Source organism: Pseudomonas frigoris, assembly GCF_047758635.1.
GTDB lineage: Bacteria > Pseudomonadota > Gammaproteobacteria > Pseudomonadales > Pseudomonadaceae > Aquipseudomonas > Aquipseudomonas frigoris.
In genome coordinates, this window is sequence record NZ_CP180479.1 from 3,051,294 (window position 1) to 3,069,429 (window position 18,136).

Genomic DNA, 18,136 nt, shown 5'->3' on the forward strand with positions numbered 1-18,136 from the left:
GTCAAGCTTTCCCGGACGGTGCCAACAAGGCGTTCACTTCGCCATAGGTGAAGGCCTTCAGATCACGGCTGTCGAGTGTCCCTGTTTCCAGAAAGCTCTTGGCCAGTGCGCTCATGGCGCCATAAAGAAACTCGGCGATGCGGGAACCCGCGCTCAAACGGCGTACGCCGAGCGCTTTCAGCTCTTCAGGCGATGGCAGTCCGGGGAGCCCGAGCACGTTCACCGGCAGCGTGGTGCCCTGGCACAGCGCAGCGATTTCGTACTCAGCCCTGACGCCAGCCGCGAACAAACCATCGGCACCGGCCGCCTGATACAACGCGGCGCGCCTGAGCGTCTCTGCCACGCGATCTTCGGCGGGCACCAGGCTCTTGAGGTACACATCAGTCCGGGCGTTGATGAACAGCTTCACATTTCGGCGACTGGCAATCTGCCGAGCGATTTCGATCTTGCGCACAAGCAGCTCGGGCGGGGACGCACCGTCCTCGATATTGATCCCGACGGCCCCGGCGGCAATCACCGCATCGATGAGGTCGGCCACCCGCGTCAGGTCATCGGAATAACCGGCCTCGATGTCCACGGTCAGCGGCACCGAGATCACCCGGGCGATGGACTCGACCGTTGAAATCAGGCGCTCAAGGGGCAGGGCATTGCCATCCGGATAACCGTGCGCCCAGGCCACCGCCGCGCTGCTGGTGGCTACGGCTTTGCTGCCCAGTTGCTCCACGATTCGCGCGCCGGCGGCATCGGCGACGTTGGTGAGAATCAGCAGGCCGTCCTGGTGCAACTGGTGAAATTGGTTGTCGAGCGTGTCCATCGAATGTCCTTCCTTATGACTATTTGAGAAACCTGTAAATGATCAGAATACGAGTTGTTGCGTGATCTGCACCGCCGCTTTTTCCAGCCTTAGCAAGAACGCCTTGCGCGGTTGTCCTCCACCATAGCCGGTCAGCGAGCCGTCTGCGCCGATCACCCGGTGACAGGGCACGACAATCGAAAGACGGTTATGCCCGTTGGCCAGGCCCACGGCGCGACTGGCACCGGGCTTGCCCAATAACGCCGCAATGGCGCCGTAGGTGCTGGTCTGGCCGTACGGGATCTTCGCCAGTTCGGCCCAGACCTGTCGGGCGAAATCGCTGCCAGGCAAGTGTAGTGGAACGTTGAAGTCAGTGAGTTTGCCGGCGAAGTACTGCGTCAGTTCGGCTTCAATCTGCTGCAAATGCGCGTTATGCCCTGGCGCGACGGCATAGCCGTATCGATTCTGCAATTCTTCGACTTCCTTGGTCAGCGCTGGCCGATCAAGAAACTCCAGCAGCACCAGCCCGCGTCGTTCGGCCATGGCGATCATCGGCCCCAGCGGGGTGGTCAAGCGAGTGAACAGCAGCGGCTCGCTGTTGGCGGCGCGGCCGGGCGTGATGTTGAAGGACTTTTGAAACGCATCGCGAAACCCGCTCAGGGACTCGTAGCCCGAATCGAACGCCGCGTTGTCGATGGAATCGCCCTGTTTGATCCCGCCCAACGCCATGCCCAGGCGTCGGGTGCGCAGCCAGGCGTGAAAGGTCATGCCGAAATGCTGCTTGAACCAGCGGCGCAGTTTCAACGGCTCGATGCCCTCGGCCAGCAGCTGCGCGTCGGTCCAGCGCTGCTCGGCGTCGGCATCCACCGATTTGAGCAGCCGCTGCACCCAGTCCGGTGCAATGGCTGCCGCGTCCAGCGGTTTGCAACGCAAACAGGCGCGGTAGCCGGCCGACATGCACTCATCGGCATGGGCGAAGAACTCGACGTTCTCCGGCTTCGGCTTGCGCGCCGTGCAACTGGGGCGACAGAAGATGCCAGTGGTTTTGACCGCGGTAAAGAACACCCCCTCGTAGGCGGTGTCTCGTTCGAGCATGGCGCGAACCATCTCGGCGTGGGGCGGAAGCAAAGCGTTTTGTAGGTTCATGGCATGAGCATAAGACGCGTCGCCCAACGCCTCCACCGGAAAATCGACAGAGAATTCCAGTCACTTGTCATGAGGACTGCCTAATGGTTATGTCGGTGATGGATGTCCGGAAAATGTGGATGACTGTGGCGCAGCGGCGTGTGTTCATGTTCGTGACTGTGGGGCTCGGTTCCGTCCCACTGGAACGAATGTTCATGTTGATGGTGCTCGTCATGCACGTGGCGATGAGCATGCTTGAGCGCCTCGTGTTGATGCTCATGGGCATGATTTTCCTTGAGGTGAATCCATACCCCAAGGCCCATCAACAGCGAAGCGGCCCAAAACGTCAGCGTGACGGGTTCATCCAGCAGCAGGATGGCGATTGCCGCGCCGAGGAAAGGTGCCGTGGAAAAGTAGGCGCCGGTACGTGCAGTGCCCAGGCCTCGGAGCGCCAGAACGAACAACACCAGGCTGATGCCATACCCCAGGAAACCAACGATCAACGTCGGCCCCAGCACCGTCATGTGTGGCAGTGTTGCGCCGAGCAACAGCGCCAGAGAACAGTTCACCATCCCGGCGATCAACCCCTTGATGCCGGCAATAAACAGCGCATCCGAAGCCGATACCTTGCGCGTCAGGTTGTTATCGATGGCCCAGCAGACGCAGGCCAGCGCTACCGCCAACGGTCCGATCCAGCCCTGTGACTGCGCCGGGTTCTGGGGCCAGGCCAGTAGTAAGCCACCGGCGACGATTGCCAGCATTCCGGCGACGATGCGTCGGTCAGCGTTCTCCTTGAATACCACCCAGGCCAGCACGGCGGTCAATACCGATTCGAGGTTGAGCATCAGCGAGGCCGTGGCGCCGGAGGTCAGGGTCAAACCGAACATCAGCGCCACCGGCCCGAGCACGCCGCCAAAAGCGATGGCACCGATCAGCCAGGGCCACTCCGACGATTTCAGGCCGCTGGGCTGCCAGCCCCGGTCGCGCAACAGTCTGACGAGCGTCAGGCCCAGGCCGCTGCCCAGGTACAACAACCCGGCCAAAAGGATCGGCGAAAGGTTCAGGCCCAGCAACTTGGCCAATGGCGTACTCGCGCCAAAAAGAGCGGCAGCGCCAAGGGCATAGATAACGTTCAGGTTCATTCAAGGCTCGTTGGGTATTGATACGGGATCAAACGCAGTTTGAACCTGCGTTGCGTCCAGTCAATCCATAACCTCAGGCCCGCCGCGCCATCAGCAACACCGAAGCCGCCGCTGACAACAATCCCGCGCAGCAACGATTGAATATCCGCTTGCCCCGAGGTTCGGCGAACCAGCGGCGCATGTGCAGGCCCATGTAGGCGTAGGCGCCGATGGCGATCCATTCCAGCATCAGGAACAACGCGCCCAACACGGCGAATTGCGGCGAAACAGCTTGGGTCGAGTCGACGAACTGCGGCAGGAACGCGGTGAAGATCAGGATCGCTTTCGGATTACCGGCCGCCACCAGGAATTCCTGCCGCGCCAACGCCAGCATCCCCACCGGCGCGCCCGCCACCACGGTGTCTGCCCCTGGATCCGCGCGCCACAATTGCCAGGCGAGGTAGAGCAGATACGCTGCTCCCAGAATCTTGATCCCGTAGAACAACAACTCCGACGTTTGCAGCACCACCGCCAGCCCCGCCGACGCGAGGGCGATCATGCCGGCGAACGCGAGCAGCCGACCGATCCCGGCGACACAGGCGATGCGATAGCCGTAGCGGGTCGAATTGCTGACCGACAACAGGTTGTTCGGCCCGGGCGCCATGTTCAGGGCGAAGCAGGCCGGAAGAAACAGGGTGAGGGTGGCGAGGTCCATGACGGGGCTCCAAAAGCAGGAGCGGTATTTTTATCACAGGCCAGGGGTGGCTTGACCCATACAGTGGTGGACGTCGGTCGCGGTACAGCTGAGGGGTGTTTTGTTCAATACAGCCGTCAGGTCGCTCTTTACCTTGAGGCCTCGTTCAACTGAATTGAAGAAGGTCTGTGATGAGTCTGATTATCTCGATGGCGGCGTTTGCACTGGTGGCCTCGATAACCCCGGGGCCGGTGAACATCGTGGCGTTGAGTTCCGGCGCGCAATTCGGTTTTCGCGCCAGTCAACGGCATGTGGCCGGGGCGACGCTGGGTTTCGTTGTGTTGTTGGTGTTGATGGGATTAGGGATGCATGAGGTGTTGCAGCGATGGCCAGCGCTGACGCAGGTGGTGCAATGGGCGGGTGTGGCGTTCCTGTTGTACATGGCCTTCAAGTTGGCCGCCGACAATGGGCATCTGGATGCGAAGGAGTCAGGCCGGGCGCCGTCGATGCTGTATGGCGCGGTCATGCAATGGCTCAACCCGAAAGCCTGGCTGGCGTGCGTAGCGGGCATGGGCGCTTTTGTGGCGGATGGCGAGGCGCGGCTGGTCTGGCAGTTTGCGGCGGTGTATCTGGTGATTTGCTACCTGTCCGTCGGCTGCTGGGCCTATGCCGGGACGTTTTTACGGGGCTATCTGAGTAACCCGGCGGGCATGCGCCTGTTCAATCGGAGCATGGCGTTGCTGCTGGCGGCGAGCGCAATGTACCTGTTGTTTTAGCCGCGATACTGCCCCGGTGTCGCCGCCAGATGCTGTTTGAACGCACGCTGAAAATGCGCCTGATCGGCAAACCCGGCTTCGAGCGCGACATCGGCGATCAGCTTGCCGCTGCGCAGTTGATCGCGGGCGAACTGGATGCGACGGTTGACCAGAAAGGCGTGGGGCGTCATGCCGTAATGCTGCTTGAACGCACGAATCAAGTAGGACGGCGATAGCTGAGCCGACTCGCAAATGTCTTCGAGCTTGAGCAGGTGCGTGCAGTTGTCGCGGATGTAATCGGCCGCCCGTTCCAGTTTGAAATTGGGCTCTCGCAGCGGTTGATCGATCGGGTTGAGCCGCTGCTGCACGTCGGTGAAAAACTCCACGGCCGCGCTTTGTTTGCGCAACACGTCTTGCTGCGCATCGACCAGCACGTCGTACAAACTTTTCAGACCGGCATACAGATCACTGTCGTGAGTGTGGGTGATGGAAAACCGGCGAAACGCCAGGTCCTGGCTGAAACCGAGCTGATGCTGCAAATCGGTCAGCCAGGGGGTTTCGACGTACAGCATCAGGTACGACCACGGCTGGTCATCGATGGGATTGCAGGCGTGGACATCACCGGGATTCATCAGCACCACGGTGCCGGCACTGACCTGAAACTCCGATTGCTCGTGGTGGTAGGTACTGCGTCCGGCCGTGATCGCGCCGATGGAAAAGTGCTCGTGGGAATGCCGGGTGTAGCAGACCTCGCGGCCGTCGGCGATGGAGCGGGCTTCAATGAAGGGCAGGGCGTCGTCGCGCCAGAAGCGCGGGGCTTTGTCAGCGTCTTTGGCAACGGCGGGCTTCATGGTCAGCGTCCTCGGCAGGTCAGCGTCGAAGTGTATTAGCTCTCGCCGTCAAAGGCTCGTTGCAGTGCAGCGATGTCGAGTTTTTTCATCTGCAACATCGCCGTCATGGCGCGTTGTGATTTCGCCGTGTCAGGGTCTTTCATCATGTCCATCAGGGCCACCGGTACGATCTGCCAGGACACGCCGAATTTGTCCTTGAGCCAGCCGCATTGCTGGGCCTCAACGGGACCGCCCGCGGACAGACGTCCCCAGAAGTGGTCGACTTCTTCCTGAGTATGGCAATTGACCTGAAATGAAACCGCTTCATTGAACGTGAAGATGGGACCGCCGTTGAGGCCGGTAAAACTCTGTCCGTCCAGTTCGAAACTGACCGTCATCACCGAACCTTCGGGCCTGTCGTGAATCTCCTGACCGGCCTTGCCGTAGTGGGTGGTGGCGCTGATTTTCGAATGATCGAAGATCGCACAGTAGAACTTCGCGGCCTCCTCGGCCTGATTGTCGAACCACAGGCAGGGCGTGAGCTTTTGTACGCGGTGCATGGTGTAGCTCCTCTACGGATTTCTCAAGCTGGACTTTCAGCGTAGTCAGCCTCGGGTCGTCTGGCCGTACCGTAGATCGACAAGTTGAAAGAGTTTCCTATGTCGACGGAATCAACAATGTCGGCATGACACGATAGCCGCTAGACTGCGGACCTGGTTTGCCGCAAGGACGCTCTGCATCATGGTTATTCCTCGTTTATTGGCTGTTTCCTGTCTGCTGACCGCCGCTGCGGTGAGTGCCGAACCGCTGACGTATCACCTCACTGACCCCGCGAAGAAATACGTCATCGACGTGCTGTTTGCACAGCCGCCCGCCCAGACTTTCGACGGCGCTCCTGCGCTGATTACGTTGCGCGAAAGGGCCGGCGGGCAGGTGCTGCAGCGCATCGAGTCAGCCGAAGCGTTCGCTCTGTTCAAGCCTGGCCGCAAAGCTTCGGAGTTCGACCGCAACCTGGCGTATGCCGATCAAAGTCTGCTGTTGTTCGGCGATTTCAATTTCGACGGGCAGCAAGATCTTGCCGTACGCAATGGCAATGACGCGGGCTATGGCGGTCCTTCCTACGACATCTATCTGTTCGATCCCGAGCGCCCGACGCTCGTGTTGAGCACGTCCTTTTCCGCACTGACCCGTGACGCAAATCTGGGCATGTTCGAGATCGACCCGGTCACCAAGCGCCTGCATACCCAGTCCAAAAGCGGTTGCTGCTGGCGCCAGAGCGCGACTTGGCAAATACAGGACAACTTGCCTGTGAAGGTGGCCGAGAAAACAGAGGTGGTGCAAAAGCCGTCGGAAGCCAACCCGTTCATGCCTTCTGGCTATGTGGACGTTACCGATCGTGAACTGAAGTCCGGCCAGTGGACGGAGCGTCGTCGTCTCGAGGGGCCCGTCGGTGAAGCGCCCGTCATGTTGCGTGGCACCCTGGATGACAAGATCCCCGTTGAGCTGTGGTGGCAACTTCAGGGTGATGTCTATGTTGGCGAAGTTCGCTACAGCAAGACCGGCAGCGGTAAACCGATCCGGCTGGTGGGCAATACCTACGAAGAGGGTGGAATCGTTCTGCGTGAACTGGACGACGACGGTCAGATGATCGGCAACTGGTTCGTCGAAGGCACGCCGAACGAGCAGGGCCGCCAAACCGGCACGTGGATCAACGGTTCCCGTCAATTAAGCATCGATGTGCGGCCGACTGCGTTCAAGGTCGCCTCGCAAAAGCTTGAGCGGGTTGCTGACAGTCAGCGAGAAGGGCGCTACCTCGTGAGCAATGTCCAGGACCAGCGTGTCGGCGAGTTGACCCTCAAAGTATTACCGGGAATCGACAGCGGCCCCGAGATGGCGGACATCAACCTGAGCATTTTTCAGCTCAAGGATCCGCCTGTTGAAGTCCATCATCAGTATCCGCTGCTCGCCGGCAACCTTGTCATTGCACTGGATTCTGAGGGCGATCCGCTGTTTCGCCTGCAGTTGCTCAACGGCGCCGCAGAAGTGACTGGTTTTGGTGAGTATCAGAAGTACAGCGCGGCTTACGTGAAACAACCTTGATGCGTCTTCTGGCGCAGCATCGGCTGGGCAAAGGTTTGGTCGGCGCCGTGGTCTGAAGGCGACGGTTCAGCGGCGGCCCAGGACTCCTTTTTCGAATCCCGGCATCGAAGCCGCCGGCCATCAGGTCAACCGTGGCGTCGTCCAGGGAAATATCGAGAGTGACTTGCGGATAGGCCGAGCGAAACAGCGGAATTAGCGGCTCCATCAACAAGGCCCCGGACAATCGCGGTGCCGTGAGTCGCAGCGTGCCCATGGGCTGATCACGGAAACCGCTGAGCACCGCCAGGGCTTCATCGATTTCACTGGCCGCCGGACGCAAGCGGGAAAACAGGCTGGCGCCGGCTTCGGTCAGCGCCACTCGGCGCGTGGTGCGCTGAAACAGCAGCACGCCGGTGCGTCGTTCCAGCAGTTTGATCGCATGGCTGACAGCGGTGGGCGTGACGGCTAGCCGAGTTGCGGCCAGGGTGAAACTTTTGTGCTCGGCGACGGCGAGAAACTCGGTCAAACCATCAAACGGGTCGTGATTCATATCGGCGCCATTATGAAAGAGCGTTTCATAGTGCTTGTAACACGAGGGCATTTTTCCAACCAATGTTCCTGCGTACCTTGTGCTTACCCCAACTGCCTACAAGGATTCGCGATCATGACCACTTCCCAATACTTCAAACGTGTCTGGCTCATCACCGGTGCTTCTCGCGGTATCGGCGCCAAGATCGCTGCCGCCGCGCTGGCCAATGGCGACGCCGTGGTCGCCACTGCCCGTGACGCCAGCAGCATCACCCAGCGTTTTGGCGAGCAGCCAGGTTTGCTGGCCGCCACCCTTGATGTGACCAACGAAGCCCAAGGCGTTGCGGTTGCCAAGTCGGCCATCGACCACTTCGGGCGCATCGACGTGCTGGTCAACAATGCCGGCTTCGGCGTGCTCGGTGCGGTGGAAGAAGCCAGCGCCGATGAAGTGCGACGTGTGTACGAAACCAACGTCTTCGGCTTGCTGAATGTCACGCGCGCCGTCCTGCCGCACATGCGCGCCGCTCGCCGTGGACATGTGATCAATCTCTCCTCCGTGGGCGGTTACAGATCAGGGCCGGGCTTCGGCGTTTATTGCTCCACCAAATTTGCCGTCGAAGGCTTGAGCGAGGCGCTGCACGCCGAGTTGGCCCCGCTGGGCATCAACGTGACCATTGTCGAGCCGGGCTACTTCCGTACCGAGTTCCTCGAAGGCAATTCGCTGGTCGAATCCCCGGCTTCGATTGCCGACTACGACAGCACGGCGGGTGAGGTGCGTAAAATTGCCAAGGCCGTGACCCTGAATCAGCCTGGCGATCCGGACAAGCTCGCCCAGGCCATGATCACCCTGGTGCAAGCGCAAAAAGCACCGCTGCGCTTACCGCTGGGCAGCGACTGTGTCGCAGCGATCGAAGCCAAGAACGCCTTCGTCGCTGAGGAGTTACAGACGTGGCGTGAGCTGTCGGTGTCCACCAACGTCTAAGCCCCAACACGGTCCGTAGCAGCTGCCGAGCCTGCGAGGCTGCGTTCGGCGACGGAGTCGTCGTAAACCCTGCGAACGCAGTTTTCCTGGCACACCGCAGAGCCTGACTTCACGACGACTACGTCGCCGAACGCAGCCTCGCGGGCTCGGCAGCTGCTACACAGAGTGAGTTACTTCAGTCTTCTTTGTGTGACCGGTGGTCGATGAACCCGTCTCACCCGGTAATTTGCGCTTAGCTGAAGGGATAACCCGAGGCGCGCGTAGGCTCTGCACCGCCACAGCGACGCCCCTTCAGAACACCGTGAGTCTGAGGAAAATCGCAATGCTGACCCTCAACATCAATGGCAAGGACCAGGCGCTGGATGTCCCCGCAGACATGCCGCTCCTGTGGGTCCTGCGCGATGTCGCGCACCTGACCGGCACCAAATTCGGTTGCGGCATCGCCCAGTGTGGCGCCTGCACCGTGCACGTCGACGGCGCACCACTGCGCTCCTGCATCACCCCCGCCACAGCCGTGGCCCATGGGCAGAAAATTCTCACCATCGAAGGCCTGTCCACCGACGGTTCGCACCCGGTGCAACAGGCTTGGGCCGAACTCGATGTGGTCCAGTGCGGTTACTGCCAGTCCGGGCAGATCATGTCTGCCGCCGCGTTGCTGGCGAAAATTCCCAAGCCGACCGACAGCGACATCGATCAGGCGCTGTCCGGCAACATTTGCCGCTGCGGCACCTACCCACGGATCCGCGCAGCGGTCAAACGCGCTGCCGAGATCGGTTGATGCCACGTTGACGGGAGTCCGAACAATGAACAGCCTCAATCCTCTGTCACGCCGCGGTTTCCTCAAGGGCAGCGCGGTGCTGGGCGGTGGTCTGGTGGTGGCGTTTGTCATCCCCGGTGGCCATCGCTTTGCGATCGGCGCCGAGAATCAAGGCAATGTTTTCGCGCCCAATGCGTTTTTACGGATCGGCAATGACAACAGCGTCACTATGCTGCTCGGCCATTCGGAAATGGGCCAGGGCATCTGGACCGGCCTGACCATGTTGATCGCCGAAGAACTGGACGCCGACTGGTCGAAGATCCGCGTCGAACATGCACCGGCTTCGGCCGCCGAGTATGGCCTGGCCGGGTTTGGCGGGATGCAAATCACTGGCGGGTCCACCTCGACCTGGATGGAGTTCGACCGCTACCGTCAGGCCGGTGCAGCGGCACGTTTGATGTTGATCGATGCGGCGGCGAAACGCTTCAACGTTGCGCCCTCCGAAATTCGCACCGAATCGGGTGTGGTGATTGCCGGCGATCAAAGCGCCACCTACGGCGAACTGGCCGATGACGCCGGCAAGCTGCCGGCACCGGATCCGGCGTCGATCAAGCTCAAGGAGTCCAAGGACTGGAAAATCATTGGCAAACCGACCAAGCGCCTGGACACCCCGGAGAAAATCACCGGCCGCGCCAAGTTCGGCATGGACGTGCAGTTCGACGGCCTGATGACCGCCATGGTCGCGCGCTCGCCGGTGTTCGGTGGCAGCGTCAAATCCTTCGAAGGCGCCGAAGCGCTGGCGATTCCGGGCGTGCACAAAGTGGTGCAGGTGCCCACCGGGGTGGCGGTGATTGCCGACCATTACTGGGCGGCGAAGCTGGGGCGCGATGCGTTGAAGATTGATTGGGATCTGGGCCCGAACACCGGGCTCGACAGTCAGAAGCTGCTGGAAAGCTTCCGCAAACTCGCCGCCACTCCTGGCATGTCGGCCAGTCAGGCCGGTGATGTCGCGGCGGGTCTGGGTAAAGCGGCGAAGACCATCGATGTCGAGTACAGCGTGCCGTACCTGGCCCACGCACCGATGGAACCACTCAATTGCACGGTGAAAATCACCCAGGATAAATGCGAAATCTGGACCGGCACCCAGTTCCAGACGCTGGATCAAATGGTCGCCGGGAAAATCACCGGGCTCAAACCCGAGCAGGTGGAGATTCACACCGAGTTTCTGGGTGGCGGTTTCGGTCGCCGGGCCAATCCAACCTCGGACTTTGTTGCAGAAGCCGTGGAAGTCGCCAAGGCAGCGGGCGCGCCGGTAAAAACCGTCTGGTCCCGGGAGGACGACATTCGCGGTGGGTACTATCGCTCGGCGTTCCTCCATCAGGCCCGTATCGGCCTCGATGCCGGCGGCCTGCCGATCGCCTGGAAGCATGTGATGGTCGGGCAGTCAATCATGGCGGGCACGTCATTCGAGGCGACCATGGTCAAAAATGGCATCGATAAGACGTCTGTCGAAGGGGTCGCCGACAGTCCTTATCTTGAGGGACTGGCGAATCACCAGGTTGATTTGCATTCTCCGCAAACCGGCATCCGCGTGCTCTGGCTGCGTTCGGTGGGGCACACCCACACCGCGTTCGTGATGGAGTCGCTGATCGACGAACTGGCAGAGGCGGCCGGCAAGGATCCGGTCGAGTACCGACGAACCTTGCTCAAGGACCATCCACGGCATCTTGGCGTGCTGAACCTGGCCGTCGAGAAAGCCAACTGGAAGGCGCCACTGCCGGACGGCCATGCGTTGGGTGTCGCGGTGCATGAGTCTTTCGGCAGCTACGTCGCCCAGGTGGCCGAGGTGTCCCAGGACAACCTGGCGATCCGCGTACACCGGGTGGTGTGTGCGGTGGATTGCGGCATTGCGGTCAACCCGATGAGCATCGCGGCGCAAATGGAATCGGCCATCACCTTCGGCCTCGGATTTACCTTGCACAGCAAACTGACCTTCAAGAACGGGCAAGTGGTGCAGTCCAATTACCACGACTATCAAGTGCTGCGGCTCAACGAAATGCCTGTGGTGGAAGTGCATATCGTGCCCAGCAGCGACAAACCCGGCGGCATCGGCGAGGCCGGTGTGCCGCCCACGGCGCCGGCAGTGGCCAACGCGGTGTTCTCCCTGACCGGCCAACGCTTGCGCGAACTGCCGCTGCAACTGTCGGGGGTGTGAGATGAGACGACATCTGATTCTTGGCGCGGTGGTGTTGATCGGCCTGATCGGCTACGCCGAGGACCTGTTTGCTGACGATAAGGAAGCCATCAAGGCGTTCGATACCGTGCAAAAGGTCTTTCAGAGCCCACGCTGCCAGAACTGCCATATCCCCGGCGATTCGCCGTTGCAATTCGACGCCGGGATTCCCCACGCAATGAACGTCGTGCGGGGCATGGACGGCAAGGGCGCGGCGGGTTTGCCCTGCGCTACCTGCCACGCCGAGAGTAATCCGCCGGCCAGTTACGGCGCTCATGCACCCCCAGGGGCGCCGCACTGGAGCTTGCCGCCAGCCGCGCACAAAATGGCCTGGATCGGTCTGCCGGCCGACCAGTTGTGCGCAATGATCAAGGACCGTTCCAGCAATGGCGACCGCGATTTCGCCGCGCTGATCAAGCATGTCAGCGACGACAAACTGGTGCTTTGGGGCTGGAATCCAGGTCAGGGAAGGGTGCCGGTCCCGGTGCCGCACGACATTTTCGTCACCCAGTTCAAGCTTTGGGCTGACGCGGGAGGGCCATGTCCGGTCGTGGGTAGTTGACCGGCGGTCCGTTAACAGGGAGCCAAACCGGGTATGGACGACTCTAAGAAATATACCCGCCAATGGAGTGAGTAATGCTGATCCCAGGCAAACCGGTAAAACCAGGCGCGTGCGCCGACCCGTTGCGCACGCCACTGCAGGAGCGCGAGCTGCTGCGTGACTTGGCCCGCAAGGCCGAGGAGGAGTTGATGGGCGTGCAGATGGCGAGCATGGACGAGTTGACGCTGCTCTCCAACCGACACGGTTTTACAGCGCTGGCCCAACAAGGGCTGGATGTCTGCCAACAGCTGAAAAAGCCAGCGACGCTGCTGCTTTTCAATATTGATGACTTCAAACACATCAACTATCTCTATGGTCGTGCCGAGGGCGACAACGCCCTGAAAACCTTCGCTGATGTGCTGCGCATTGCCTTTCGCGAGAGCGATGTGATCGGCCGTTTGGGCAGCGACAAATTCGTTGCGTTGCTGACCGGCTCAAGCGTCGTGGAGATTCCCGCGATCAGGGCGCGACTCGAAGAAATACTCGAAGAGCGCAATGCCACGGTGCATCGCGGTTATGACATCCGCTTCAGCATCGGACAACTCGAGTGCAACCCTCAGGTCCCCGGCTCGATCGAGGAGCTGCTGGCACAAGCCGACGTATTCACTTGGCAAACAATTGACCTACGTCCTTGAATGCCTTGAACTCAAGCGCGTTGCCGCACGGATCGAAGAGAAACATCGTCGCTTGTTCACCTACCAATCCCTGAAAGCGAACGCCCGGTTCGATCACGAATCGGGTGTCGAGGGCTTTCAGGCGTTCGGCCAGCGCCTCCCATTCCGCCATCCCCAACACCACACCAAAATGCGGCACCGGCACGTCATGACCGTCGACAGCATTGGTGTGCGCGGCTTCTTGAGAGGCGTTTTTCGGCGCCTGGTGAATGACCAGTTGATGGCCGAAAAAATTGAAATCGACCCAATGATCGCTTGAGCGACCTTCTTCCAGGCCGAACACTTCGCCATAAAAATTCCGCGCGGCAGTCAGGTCGTAGACCGGGATGGCCAAGTGAAAAGGGGAGAGTTGCATCGGATGTGCCTCGGCTGTCTGGATTCAGATTGAGTTTAGCCCTGTGCTTTTTGATTAAAAGACGATAATTTTTGCATCGAGCTCAAATTATTTCGATGAATCGAGAACGCCATGCTGCGGGAACTGAAAACCTTCATTGCGGTGACGCGCTACGGCACTTTTGCCGCGGCCGGGATGCACATCGGCCTGACCCAGTCGGCCGTCAGCGCGCAGATTCGCAATCTGGAACAGACCCTGGGTATTCGCTTGTTCGACCGCACCGGGCGTCAGGCGCTGCTCAATGCCGCGGGCCAGCGCGCATTGCCGATGGCCAGGGAAATGCTCGAGACTTTCAGCCGCATGGCGGTGAGCGATGATGTCAGCGAGTATCGCGGCGAGTTGAAAATAGGTGCGGTGGCCACGGCCCAGACCGGACTGCTGCCCCAGGCGTTGCTTCGACTGAGGCAACAGGCGCCGTTGCTGGAACCGAAACTGGTGCCCGGTGTGTCGCTGAACCTGTTAAGTCAGGTGGACACCGGTGAGGTGGATCTGGCGATCCTGATCAAGCCGCCGTTCGAGTTACCCAAAGAACTGTCAGCGCAGCTCATCCGCAAGGAACCGTTTGTATTGATCGTGCCAGCGGACCTTGAAGGCGATGCGCCGTTGCAGATCCTCGCGAGCCATCCGCATGTGCGCTACGACCGCAACTCGTTCGGCGGAAGATTGGTGACGCGGTTTTTGCGTGAGCAGCAGATTGATGTGCAGGTGGCTTTGGAGCTGGATGAGCTGGAGGCGATCGTGAAGATGGTTGAATGCGGATTGGGGGTGTCGCTGCTACCCAAGGCGGGGCTCTGGCTTGAGCATGGGGCGAAGGTTCGGATCATCCCGTTGGGGGAGTTGACGTTCTACCGCGAGATTGTGCTGTTGCAGCGTTATAGCCAGCGCACACAACCGATCCAACAGCTGTTTTCCAGCTGCCTGACCCACATCGATGATTAACCACGAATCCCCTGTGGGAGCGGGCTTGCTCGCGAATGCGGTTGATCATTCAACATTTCTATCGACTGACACACCGCATTCGCGAGCAAGCCCGCTCCCACATTTGATCGAGTCTGCCTTGAAATTGCAGGCATAAAAAAACCCGCCTGAAGAGGCGGGTTTTTTAGTTGGCTGACCGAAGATTACTCTTCGAGGCTGCCCATGGCCGTGGTGTTGAAGCCACCGTCCACGTACATGATTTCGCCGCTGATGCCGGACGCCAGGTCCGAGCACAGGAAGGCGCCGGCGTTGCCGACTTCGTCGATGGTGACGTTACGACGCAGCGGGGTTTGCGCTTCGTTGGCGGCCAGCATCTTGCGGAAGTTCTTGATGCCGGAAGCGGCGAGGGTGCGGATCGGGCCAGCCGATACGCAGTTGACGCGGGTGCCGTCCGGGCCCAGGGAGCCGGCCAGGTAACGAACGCCAGCTTCCAGGGAAGCCTTGGCCATGCCCATTACGTTGTAGTTCGGCATGGTGCGCTCGGCGCCCAGGTACGACAGGGTCAGCAGGCTGCCGTTGCGGCCTTTCATCATTTCGCGGCCGGCTTTGGCCAGGGCCACGAAGCTGTAGGCGCTGATGTCGTGAGCGATGCGGAAACCTTCACGGGTGGTGGCTTCGGTGAAGTCGCCATCCAGTTGGTCGCCCGGGGCGAAGCCGACGGAGTGAACGATGCAGTCCAGGCCGTCCCACTTCTTGCCCAGTTCAACGAAAACCTTGGCGATTTCTTCATCGCTGGCCACGTCGCACGGGAAGCACAGGTCAGGGTTGGAACCCCAGCTTTGTGCGAACTCTTCGACACGACCCTTGAGTTTGTCGTTCTGATAAGTGAAGGCAAGCTCAGCGCCCTCGCGATGCATGGCGGCAGCGATGCCGGATGCGATGGACAGCTTGCTGGCGACACCGACGATCAGTACGCGCTTACCGGCGAGAAAACCCATGTGTTGCTCCTCTCTTTCAGGTTATTGCGCAGTGGCTGGGGCCAGGAAAGCGGCTTCCAGCAACTGCTGTGTATACGGATGTTTGGGGGCCGCAAAAATACTTTGCGCGTCTCCCTGTTCGACCACTTTGCCTTGCTTGACCACCATCAGCTGGTGGCTCAGTGCTTTGACGACAGCCAGGTCATGGCTGATAAACAGATACGTCAGGTTGTACTTGGTTTGCAGTGCACGTAAAAGCTCCACCACTTGGCGCTGCACTGTCCGGTCGAGAGCCGAAGTCGGCTCGTCCAGCAGAATCAACGCCGGTTTTAGCACTAATGCCCGGGCAATGGCGATTCTCTGCCGTTGCCCACCGGAAAATTCGTGGGGGTAGCGGTTCCGGGTTTCCGGGTCCAGACCTACCTCCTTGAGTGCCGCAATAATCGCCAGTTCCTGCTCCGCCTCGGTGCCCATCTTGTGAATCCGCAGGCCTTCGCCGACGATCTGGCTCACGCACATCCGTGGGCTCAGGCTGCCGAACGGGTCCTGAAACACCACCTGCATCTCCCGCCGCAGCGGTCGAACCTGTTGCTGCGTCAGGCAGTCTAGCTGCTTGCCTTCAAAACGGATGGCGCCTTTGCTGCCGATCAGCCGCAAAATCGCCAAACCCAGTGTCGACTTGCCCGAACCGCTTTCTCCCACAATCCCCAGAGTCTGGCCCTGAGACAGGCTGAAATTGATTCCGTCCACCGCTTTGATGTGGTCGACGGTCTTTTTCAGAAAGCCTTTCTTGATCGGGAACCAGACTTTCAGGTCCTCGACTTGCAGCAATGGCGGGCCGATAACGTTAGTTGCCGGCTTGCCGCTGGGCTCCGCTGCCAGCAGTTCCCGAGTGTACGGATGCTGCGGTGCGCGGAACAACTCTTCGCACGATGCCTGTTCGACGATGCAACCGCGCTGCATGACACATACGCGATGCGCAATTCTTCGCACAAGGTTCAAATCGTGACTGATCAGTAGCAGCGCCATGCCCAATCGGGCCTGTAATTCCTTGAGCAATACGAGGATTTTCAGCTGAACGGTTACGTCCAGCGCGGTGGTTGGCTCGTCGGCGATCAGCAGTTCCGGCTCGTTGGCCAGGGCCATGGCAATCATTACCCGCTGACGCTGGCCGCCAGACAATTCATGGGGCAGGGCCTTGAGGCGCTTCTCGGGCTCCGGGATGCCGACCATTTCCAGCAGCTCCAGCGTGCGCTTGGTCGCGACTTTGCCGATCAGGCCTTTGTGGGTGCTCAACACTTCATTGATCTGCTTCTCGATCGAGTGCAGCGGATTGAGCGAGGTCATTGGCTCCTGGAAGATCATCGCGATCCGGTTGCCGCGGATGTGGCGGATGGTTTTCTCTTTCAGGCTCAACAGATTTTGCCCGGAGTACTCGATGGTCCCGGACGGATGCCGGGCGAGCGGGTAAGGCAACAGCTGCAGGATCGAGTGGGCGGTCACCGATTTGCCGGAGCCACTTTCGCCCACCAGGGCCAGGGTTTCCCCGCGCTTGATATCGAAGCTCACGCCTTCGACCACTCGTTGAACGCGCTCGCCAACGACAAATTCGACGGCCAGGTCGCGCACTTCGATCAGATTGTCCTGATTCATTTCACTTCCTCGGGTCGAAGGCATCGCGAGCGGACTCGCCGATGAACACCAGCAAACTCAACATCAACGCCAGCACGGCAAACGCGCTCATGCCGAGCCACGGCGCTTGCAGGTTGGATTTGCCCTGGGCCACCAGTTCACCGAGGGACGGCGCGCCCGGCGGCAAACCGAAGCCGAGGAAATCCAGCGCGGTCAGGGTGCCGATGGCGCCGGTCAGGATGAACGGCATGAAGGTCATGGTCGAGACCATGGCGTTGGGCAGGATGTGACGGAACATGATCGCCCCGTTTTGCATCCCCAACGCCCGCGCGGCGCGCACGTATTCCAGATTACGCCCTCGCAGGAATTCGGCGCGGACCACGTCCACCAGGCTCATCCACGAGAACAGCAGCATGATCCCCAGCAGCCACCAGAAATTCGGCTGGACGAAACTGGCGAGAATGATCAGCAGGTACAGCACCGGCAGCCCAGACCAGATCTCCAGAAAGCGCTGCCCGGCCAAATCCACCCAGCCGCCGTAGAAACCCTGCAAGGCCCCGGCAATCACGCCGATGATCGAGCTGAGAATGGTCAGCGTCAGGGCAAACAGCACCGAAATCCGGAAGCCGTAAATCACCCGCGCCAACACGTCGCGGCCCTGATCGTCAGTACCCAGCAGGTTGTCGGTGGAAGGCGGCGCTGGGGCCGGGACTTTCAGGTCGTAGTTGATGCTTTGATAGCTGTAGGGAATCGGCGCCCACAGGACCCAGGCGTCTTTTTCCTTGAGCAATTCGCGGATGTACGGGCTCTTGTAGTTGGCTTCCAGCGGAAACTCGCCGCCGAAGGTGGTTTCCGGGTAACGCTTGAGCGCCGGGAAGTACCAGCCGTTGTCGTAGTGCACCACCAGCGGTTTGTCGTTGGCGATCAACTCGGCGCCGAGGCTCAGCCCAAACAGCAGCAGAAACAGCCACAGCGACCACCAGCCACGCTTGTTGGCCTTGAACAGTTCGAAGCGTCGGCGATTGAGAGGGGACAAATTCATC

General features: G+C 60.3%; 19 protein-coding genes. 8 read left to right on the forward strand and 11 right to left on the reverse strand.

All coding sequences use genetic code 11. The features are described 5' to 3' along the window. Nucleotide 1 precedes the first annotated feature (1 nt). The 4 genes from ACMXYH_RS14025 to ACMXYH_RS14040 form a co-directional block, all read right to left on the reverse strand. A complete protein-coding gene (locus ACMXYH_RS14025) occupies nt 2-814 on the reverse strand; it encodes an isocitrate lyase/PEP mutase family protein (protein WP_415767436.1) in 813 nt (270 codons plus the stop codon). 42 nt (nt 815-856) lie between these two features. Continuing rightward, nucleotides 857-1,939, reverse strand: a complete 1,083-nt coding sequence (locus ACMXYH_RS14030) for a bifunctional transcriptional activator/DNA repair enzyme AdaA (RefSeq protein WP_415767437.1) — start codon at nt 1,937-1,939, stop codon at nt 857-859. Nucleotides 1,940-2,019: 80 nt separating this feature from the next. Further along, nucleotides 2,020-3,060, reverse strand: a complete 1,041-nt coding sequence (locus tag ACMXYH_RS14035; RefSeq protein ID WP_415767438.1) for a DMT family transporter — start codon at nt 3,058-3,060, stop codon at nt 2,020-2,022. 73 nt (nt 3,061-3,133) lie between these two features. After that, nucleotides 3,134-3,754 (reverse strand): LysE family translocator, encoded by a 621-nt coding sequence (locus ACMXYH_RS14040; protein ID WP_415767439.1) that lies wholly within the window; start codon nt 3,752-3,754, stop codon nt 3,134-3,136. A 170-nt stretch (nt 3,755-3,924) separates the two neighbouring features. Between ACMXYH_RS14040 and ACMXYH_RS14045 the strand changes: the two genes are divergently transcribed. Beyond that, nucleotides 3,925-4,509 (forward strand): LysE family translocator, encoded by a 585-nt coding sequence (locus ACMXYH_RS14045; RefSeq protein WP_415767440.1) that lies wholly within the window; start codon nt 3,925-3,927, stop codon nt 4,507-4,509. On the opposite strand, the gene ACMXYH_RS14050 is transcribed toward ACMXYH_RS14045, so the two are convergent. Both ACMXYH_RS14050 and ACMXYH_RS14055 read right to left on the reverse strand, forming a co-directional pair. Then, entirely contained in the window at nt 4,506-5,339 is an 834-nt protein-coding gene (locus ACMXYH_RS14050; RefSeq protein WP_415767441.1) for a helix-turn-helix domain-containing protein, read from the reverse strand. The genes ACMXYH_RS14045 and ACMXYH_RS14050 overlap by 4 nt on opposite strands. 35 nt (nt 5,340-5,374) lie before the next feature. Further along, the gene (locus ACMXYH_RS14055; protein WP_415767442.1) at nt 5,375-5,878 is read right to left on the reverse strand and encodes a VOC family protein; all 504 of its coding nucleotides are present in this window, start codon (nt 5,876-5,878) and stop codon (nt 5,375-5,377) included. Nucleotides 5,879-6,059: 181 nt separating this feature from the next. Between ACMXYH_RS14055 and ACMXYH_RS14060 the strand changes: the two genes are divergently transcribed. Further along, nucleotides 6,060-7,418 carry an XAC2610-related protein gene (locus ACMXYH_RS14060; protein ID WP_415767443.1) on the forward strand — a complete coding sequence of 453 codons (1,359 nt, stop codon included), beginning with the start codon at nt 6,060-6,062 and terminating at the stop codon, nt 7,416-7,418. Here the strand turns inward: ACMXYH_RS14060 and ACMXYH_RS14065 are convergent. After that, nucleotides 7,345-7,998, reverse strand: coding sequence for a LysR family transcriptional regulator (locus ACMXYH_RS14065; protein WP_415767444.1), 654 nt, complete (start codon nt 7,996-7,998; stop codon nt 7,345-7,347). The two genes, ACMXYH_RS14060 and ACMXYH_RS14065, sit on opposite strands and share 74 nt — an antisense overlap. 63 nt (nt 7,999-8,061) lie before the next feature. On the opposite strand from ACMXYH_RS14065, the gene ACMXYH_RS14070 reads away from it, so the two are divergent. The 5 genes from ACMXYH_RS14070 to ACMXYH_RS14090 all read left to right on the forward strand — a co-directional run bounded on the left by ACMXYH_RS14070 (nt 8,062) and on the right by ACMXYH_RS14090 (nt 13,133). Next, nucleotides 8,062-8,907, forward strand: coding sequence for an oxidoreductase (locus tag ACMXYH_RS14070; protein WP_415767445.1), 846 nt, complete (start codon nt 8,062-8,064; stop codon nt 8,905-8,907). 322 nt (nt 8,908-9,229) lie between these two features. Next, complete coding sequence (locus ACMXYH_RS14075; RefSeq protein WP_046048854.1) at nt 9,230-9,685, forward strand: (2Fe-2S)-binding protein; 456 nt, start codon at nt 9,230-9,232, stop codon at nt 9,683-9,685. A gap of 25 nt (nt 9,686-9,710) precedes the next feature. Next, nucleotides 9,711-11,879, forward strand: a complete 2,169-nt coding sequence (locus ACMXYH_RS14080; RefSeq protein WP_415767446.1) for a xanthine dehydrogenase family protein molybdopterin-binding subunit — start codon at nt 9,711-9,713, stop codon at nt 11,877-11,879. 1 nt (nt 11,880) lies between these two features. Next, nucleotides 11,881-12,459 (forward strand): hypothetical protein, encoded by a 579-nt coding sequence (locus ACMXYH_RS14085; RefSeq protein WP_415767447.1) that lies wholly within the window; start codon nt 11,881-11,883, stop codon nt 12,457-12,459. Nucleotides 12,460-12,533: 74 nt separating this feature from the next. Next, the gene (locus ACMXYH_RS14090; RefSeq protein ID WP_415767448.1) at nt 12,534-13,133 is read left to right on the forward strand and encodes a GGDEF domain-containing protein; all 600 of its coding nucleotides are present in this window, start codon (nt 12,534-12,536) and stop codon (nt 13,131-13,133) included. Here ACMXYH_RS14090 and ACMXYH_RS14095 read toward each other — a convergent pair. Beyond that, complete coding sequence (locus ACMXYH_RS14095; RefSeq protein ID WP_415767449.1) at nt 13,102-13,527, reverse strand: VOC family protein; 426 nt, start codon at nt 13,525-13,527, stop codon at nt 13,102-13,104. The genes ACMXYH_RS14090 and ACMXYH_RS14095 overlap by 32 nt on opposite strands. A gap of 111 nt (nt 13,528-13,638) precedes the next feature. Here ACMXYH_RS14095 and ACMXYH_RS14100 point away from each other — a divergent pair, with 111 nt between their 5' ends. After that, on the forward strand, nt 13,639-14,505 hold the full coding sequence (locus ACMXYH_RS14100) for a LysR family transcriptional regulator (RefSeq protein WP_415767450.1): 867 nt from the start codon (nt 13,639-13,641) through the stop codon (nt 14,503-14,505). A gap of 182 nt (nt 14,506-14,687) precedes the next feature. Here the strand turns inward: ACMXYH_RS14100 and fabI are convergent, their stop codons facing one another. From fabI to ACMXYH_RS14115, 3 genes are read right to left on the reverse strand one after another with little or no spacing between them, the layout of a single operon-like run. Continuing rightward, nucleotides 14,688-15,482 carry an enoyl-ACP reductase FabI gene (gene fabI, locus ACMXYH_RS14105; RefSeq protein WP_008152082.1) on the reverse strand — a complete coding sequence of 265 codons (795 nt, stop codon included), beginning with the start codon at nt 15,480-15,482 and terminating at the stop codon, nt 14,688-14,690. Between the two features lie 21 nt (nt 15,483-15,503). Beyond that, entirely contained in the window at nt 15,504-17,114 is a 1,611-nt protein-coding gene (locus ACMXYH_RS14110; RefSeq protein ID WP_415767451.1) for an ABC transporter ATP-binding protein, read from the reverse strand. A 1-nt stretch (nt 17,115) separates the two neighbouring features. Further along, nucleotides 17,116-18,135 carry an ABC transporter permease gene (locus ACMXYH_RS14115; protein ID WP_095128240.1) on the reverse strand — a complete coding sequence of 340 codons (1,020 nt, stop codon included), beginning with the start codon at nt 18,133-18,135 and terminating at the stop codon, nt 17,116-17,118. Between the last annotated feature and the right edge of the window lies 1 nt (nt 18,136).

What these genes read in the sequence shown, in the direction of transcription:
- ACMXYH_RS14095 (WP_415767449.1), bottom strand. Translation starts at nt 13,527, where the DNA reads ATGCAACTCTCCCCTTTTCACTTGGCCATCCCGGTCTACGACCTGACT.
- ACMXYH_RS14070 (WP_415767445.1), top strand. Translation starts at nt 8,062, where the DNA reads ATGACCACTTCCCAATACTTCAAACGTGTCTGGCTCATCACCGGTGCT.
- ACMXYH_RS14065 (WP_415767444.1), bottom strand. Translation starts at nt 7,998, where the DNA reads ATGCCCTCGTGTTACAAGCACTATGAAACGCTCTTTCATAATGGCGCC.
- ACMXYH_RS14115 (WP_095128240.1), bottom strand. Translation starts at nt 18,135, where the DNA reads ATGAATTTGTCCCCTCTCAATCGCCGACGCTTCGAACTGTTCAAGGCC.
- ACMXYH_RS14050 (WP_415767441.1), bottom strand. Translation starts at nt 5,339, where the DNA reads ATGAAGCCCGCCGTTGCCAAAGACGCTGACAAAGCCCCGCGCTTCTGG.
- ACMXYH_RS14110 (WP_415767451.1), bottom strand. Translation starts at nt 17,114, where the DNA reads ATGAATCAGGACAATCTGATCGAAGTGCGCGACCTGGCCGTCGAATTT.
- ACMXYH_RS14090 (WP_415767448.1), top strand. Translation starts at nt 12,534, where the DNA reads ATGCTGATCCCAGGCAAACCGGTAAAACCAGGCGCGTGCGCCGACCCG.
- ACMXYH_RS14085 (WP_415767447.1), top strand. Translation starts at nt 11,881, where the DNA reads ATGAGACGACATCTGATTCTTGGCGCGGTGGTGTTGATCGGCCTGATC.
- ACMXYH_RS14080 (WP_415767446.1), top strand. Translation starts at nt 9,711, where the DNA reads ATGAACAGCCTCAATCCTCTGTCACGCCGCGGTTTCCTCAAGGGCAGC.
- fabI (WP_008152082.1), bottom strand. Translation starts at nt 15,482, where the DNA reads ATGGGTTTTCTCGCCGGTAAGCGCGTACTGATCGTCGGTGTCGCCAGC.
- ACMXYH_RS14030 (WP_415767437.1), bottom strand. Translation starts at nt 1,939, where the DNA reads ATGAACCTACAAAACGCTTTGCTTCCGCCCCACGCCGAGATGGTTCGC.
- ACMXYH_RS14035 (WP_415767438.1), bottom strand. Translation starts at nt 3,060, where the DNA reads ATGAACCTGAACGTTATCTATGCCCTTGGCGCTGCCGCTCTTTTTGGC.
- ACMXYH_RS14100 (WP_415767450.1), top strand. Translation starts at nt 13,639, where the DNA reads ATGCTGCGGGAACTGAAAACCTTCATTGCGGTGACGCGCTACGGCACT.
- ACMXYH_RS14045 (WP_415767440.1), top strand. Translation starts at nt 3,925, where the DNA reads ATGAGTCTGATTATCTCGATGGCGGCGTTTGCACTGGTGGCCTCGATA.
- ACMXYH_RS14025 (WP_415767436.1), bottom strand. Translation starts at nt 814, where the DNA reads ATGGACACGCTCGACAACCAATTTCACCAGTTGCACCAGGACGGCCTG.
- ACMXYH_RS14040 (WP_415767439.1), bottom strand. Translation starts at nt 3,754, where the DNA reads ATGGACCTCGCCACCCTCACCCTGTTTCTTCCGGCCTGCTTCGCCCTG.
- ACMXYH_RS14055 (WP_415767442.1), bottom strand. Translation starts at nt 5,878, where the DNA reads ATGCACCGCGTACAAAAGCTCACGCCCTGCCTGTGGTTCGACAATCAG.
- ACMXYH_RS14075 (WP_046048854.1), top strand. Translation starts at nt 9,230, where the DNA reads ATGCTGACCCTCAACATCAATGGCAAGGACCAGGCGCTGGATGTCCCC.
- ACMXYH_RS14060 (WP_415767443.1), top strand. Translation starts at nt 6,060, where the DNA reads ATGGTTATTCCTCGTTTATTGGCTGTTTCCTGTCTGCTGACCGCCGCT.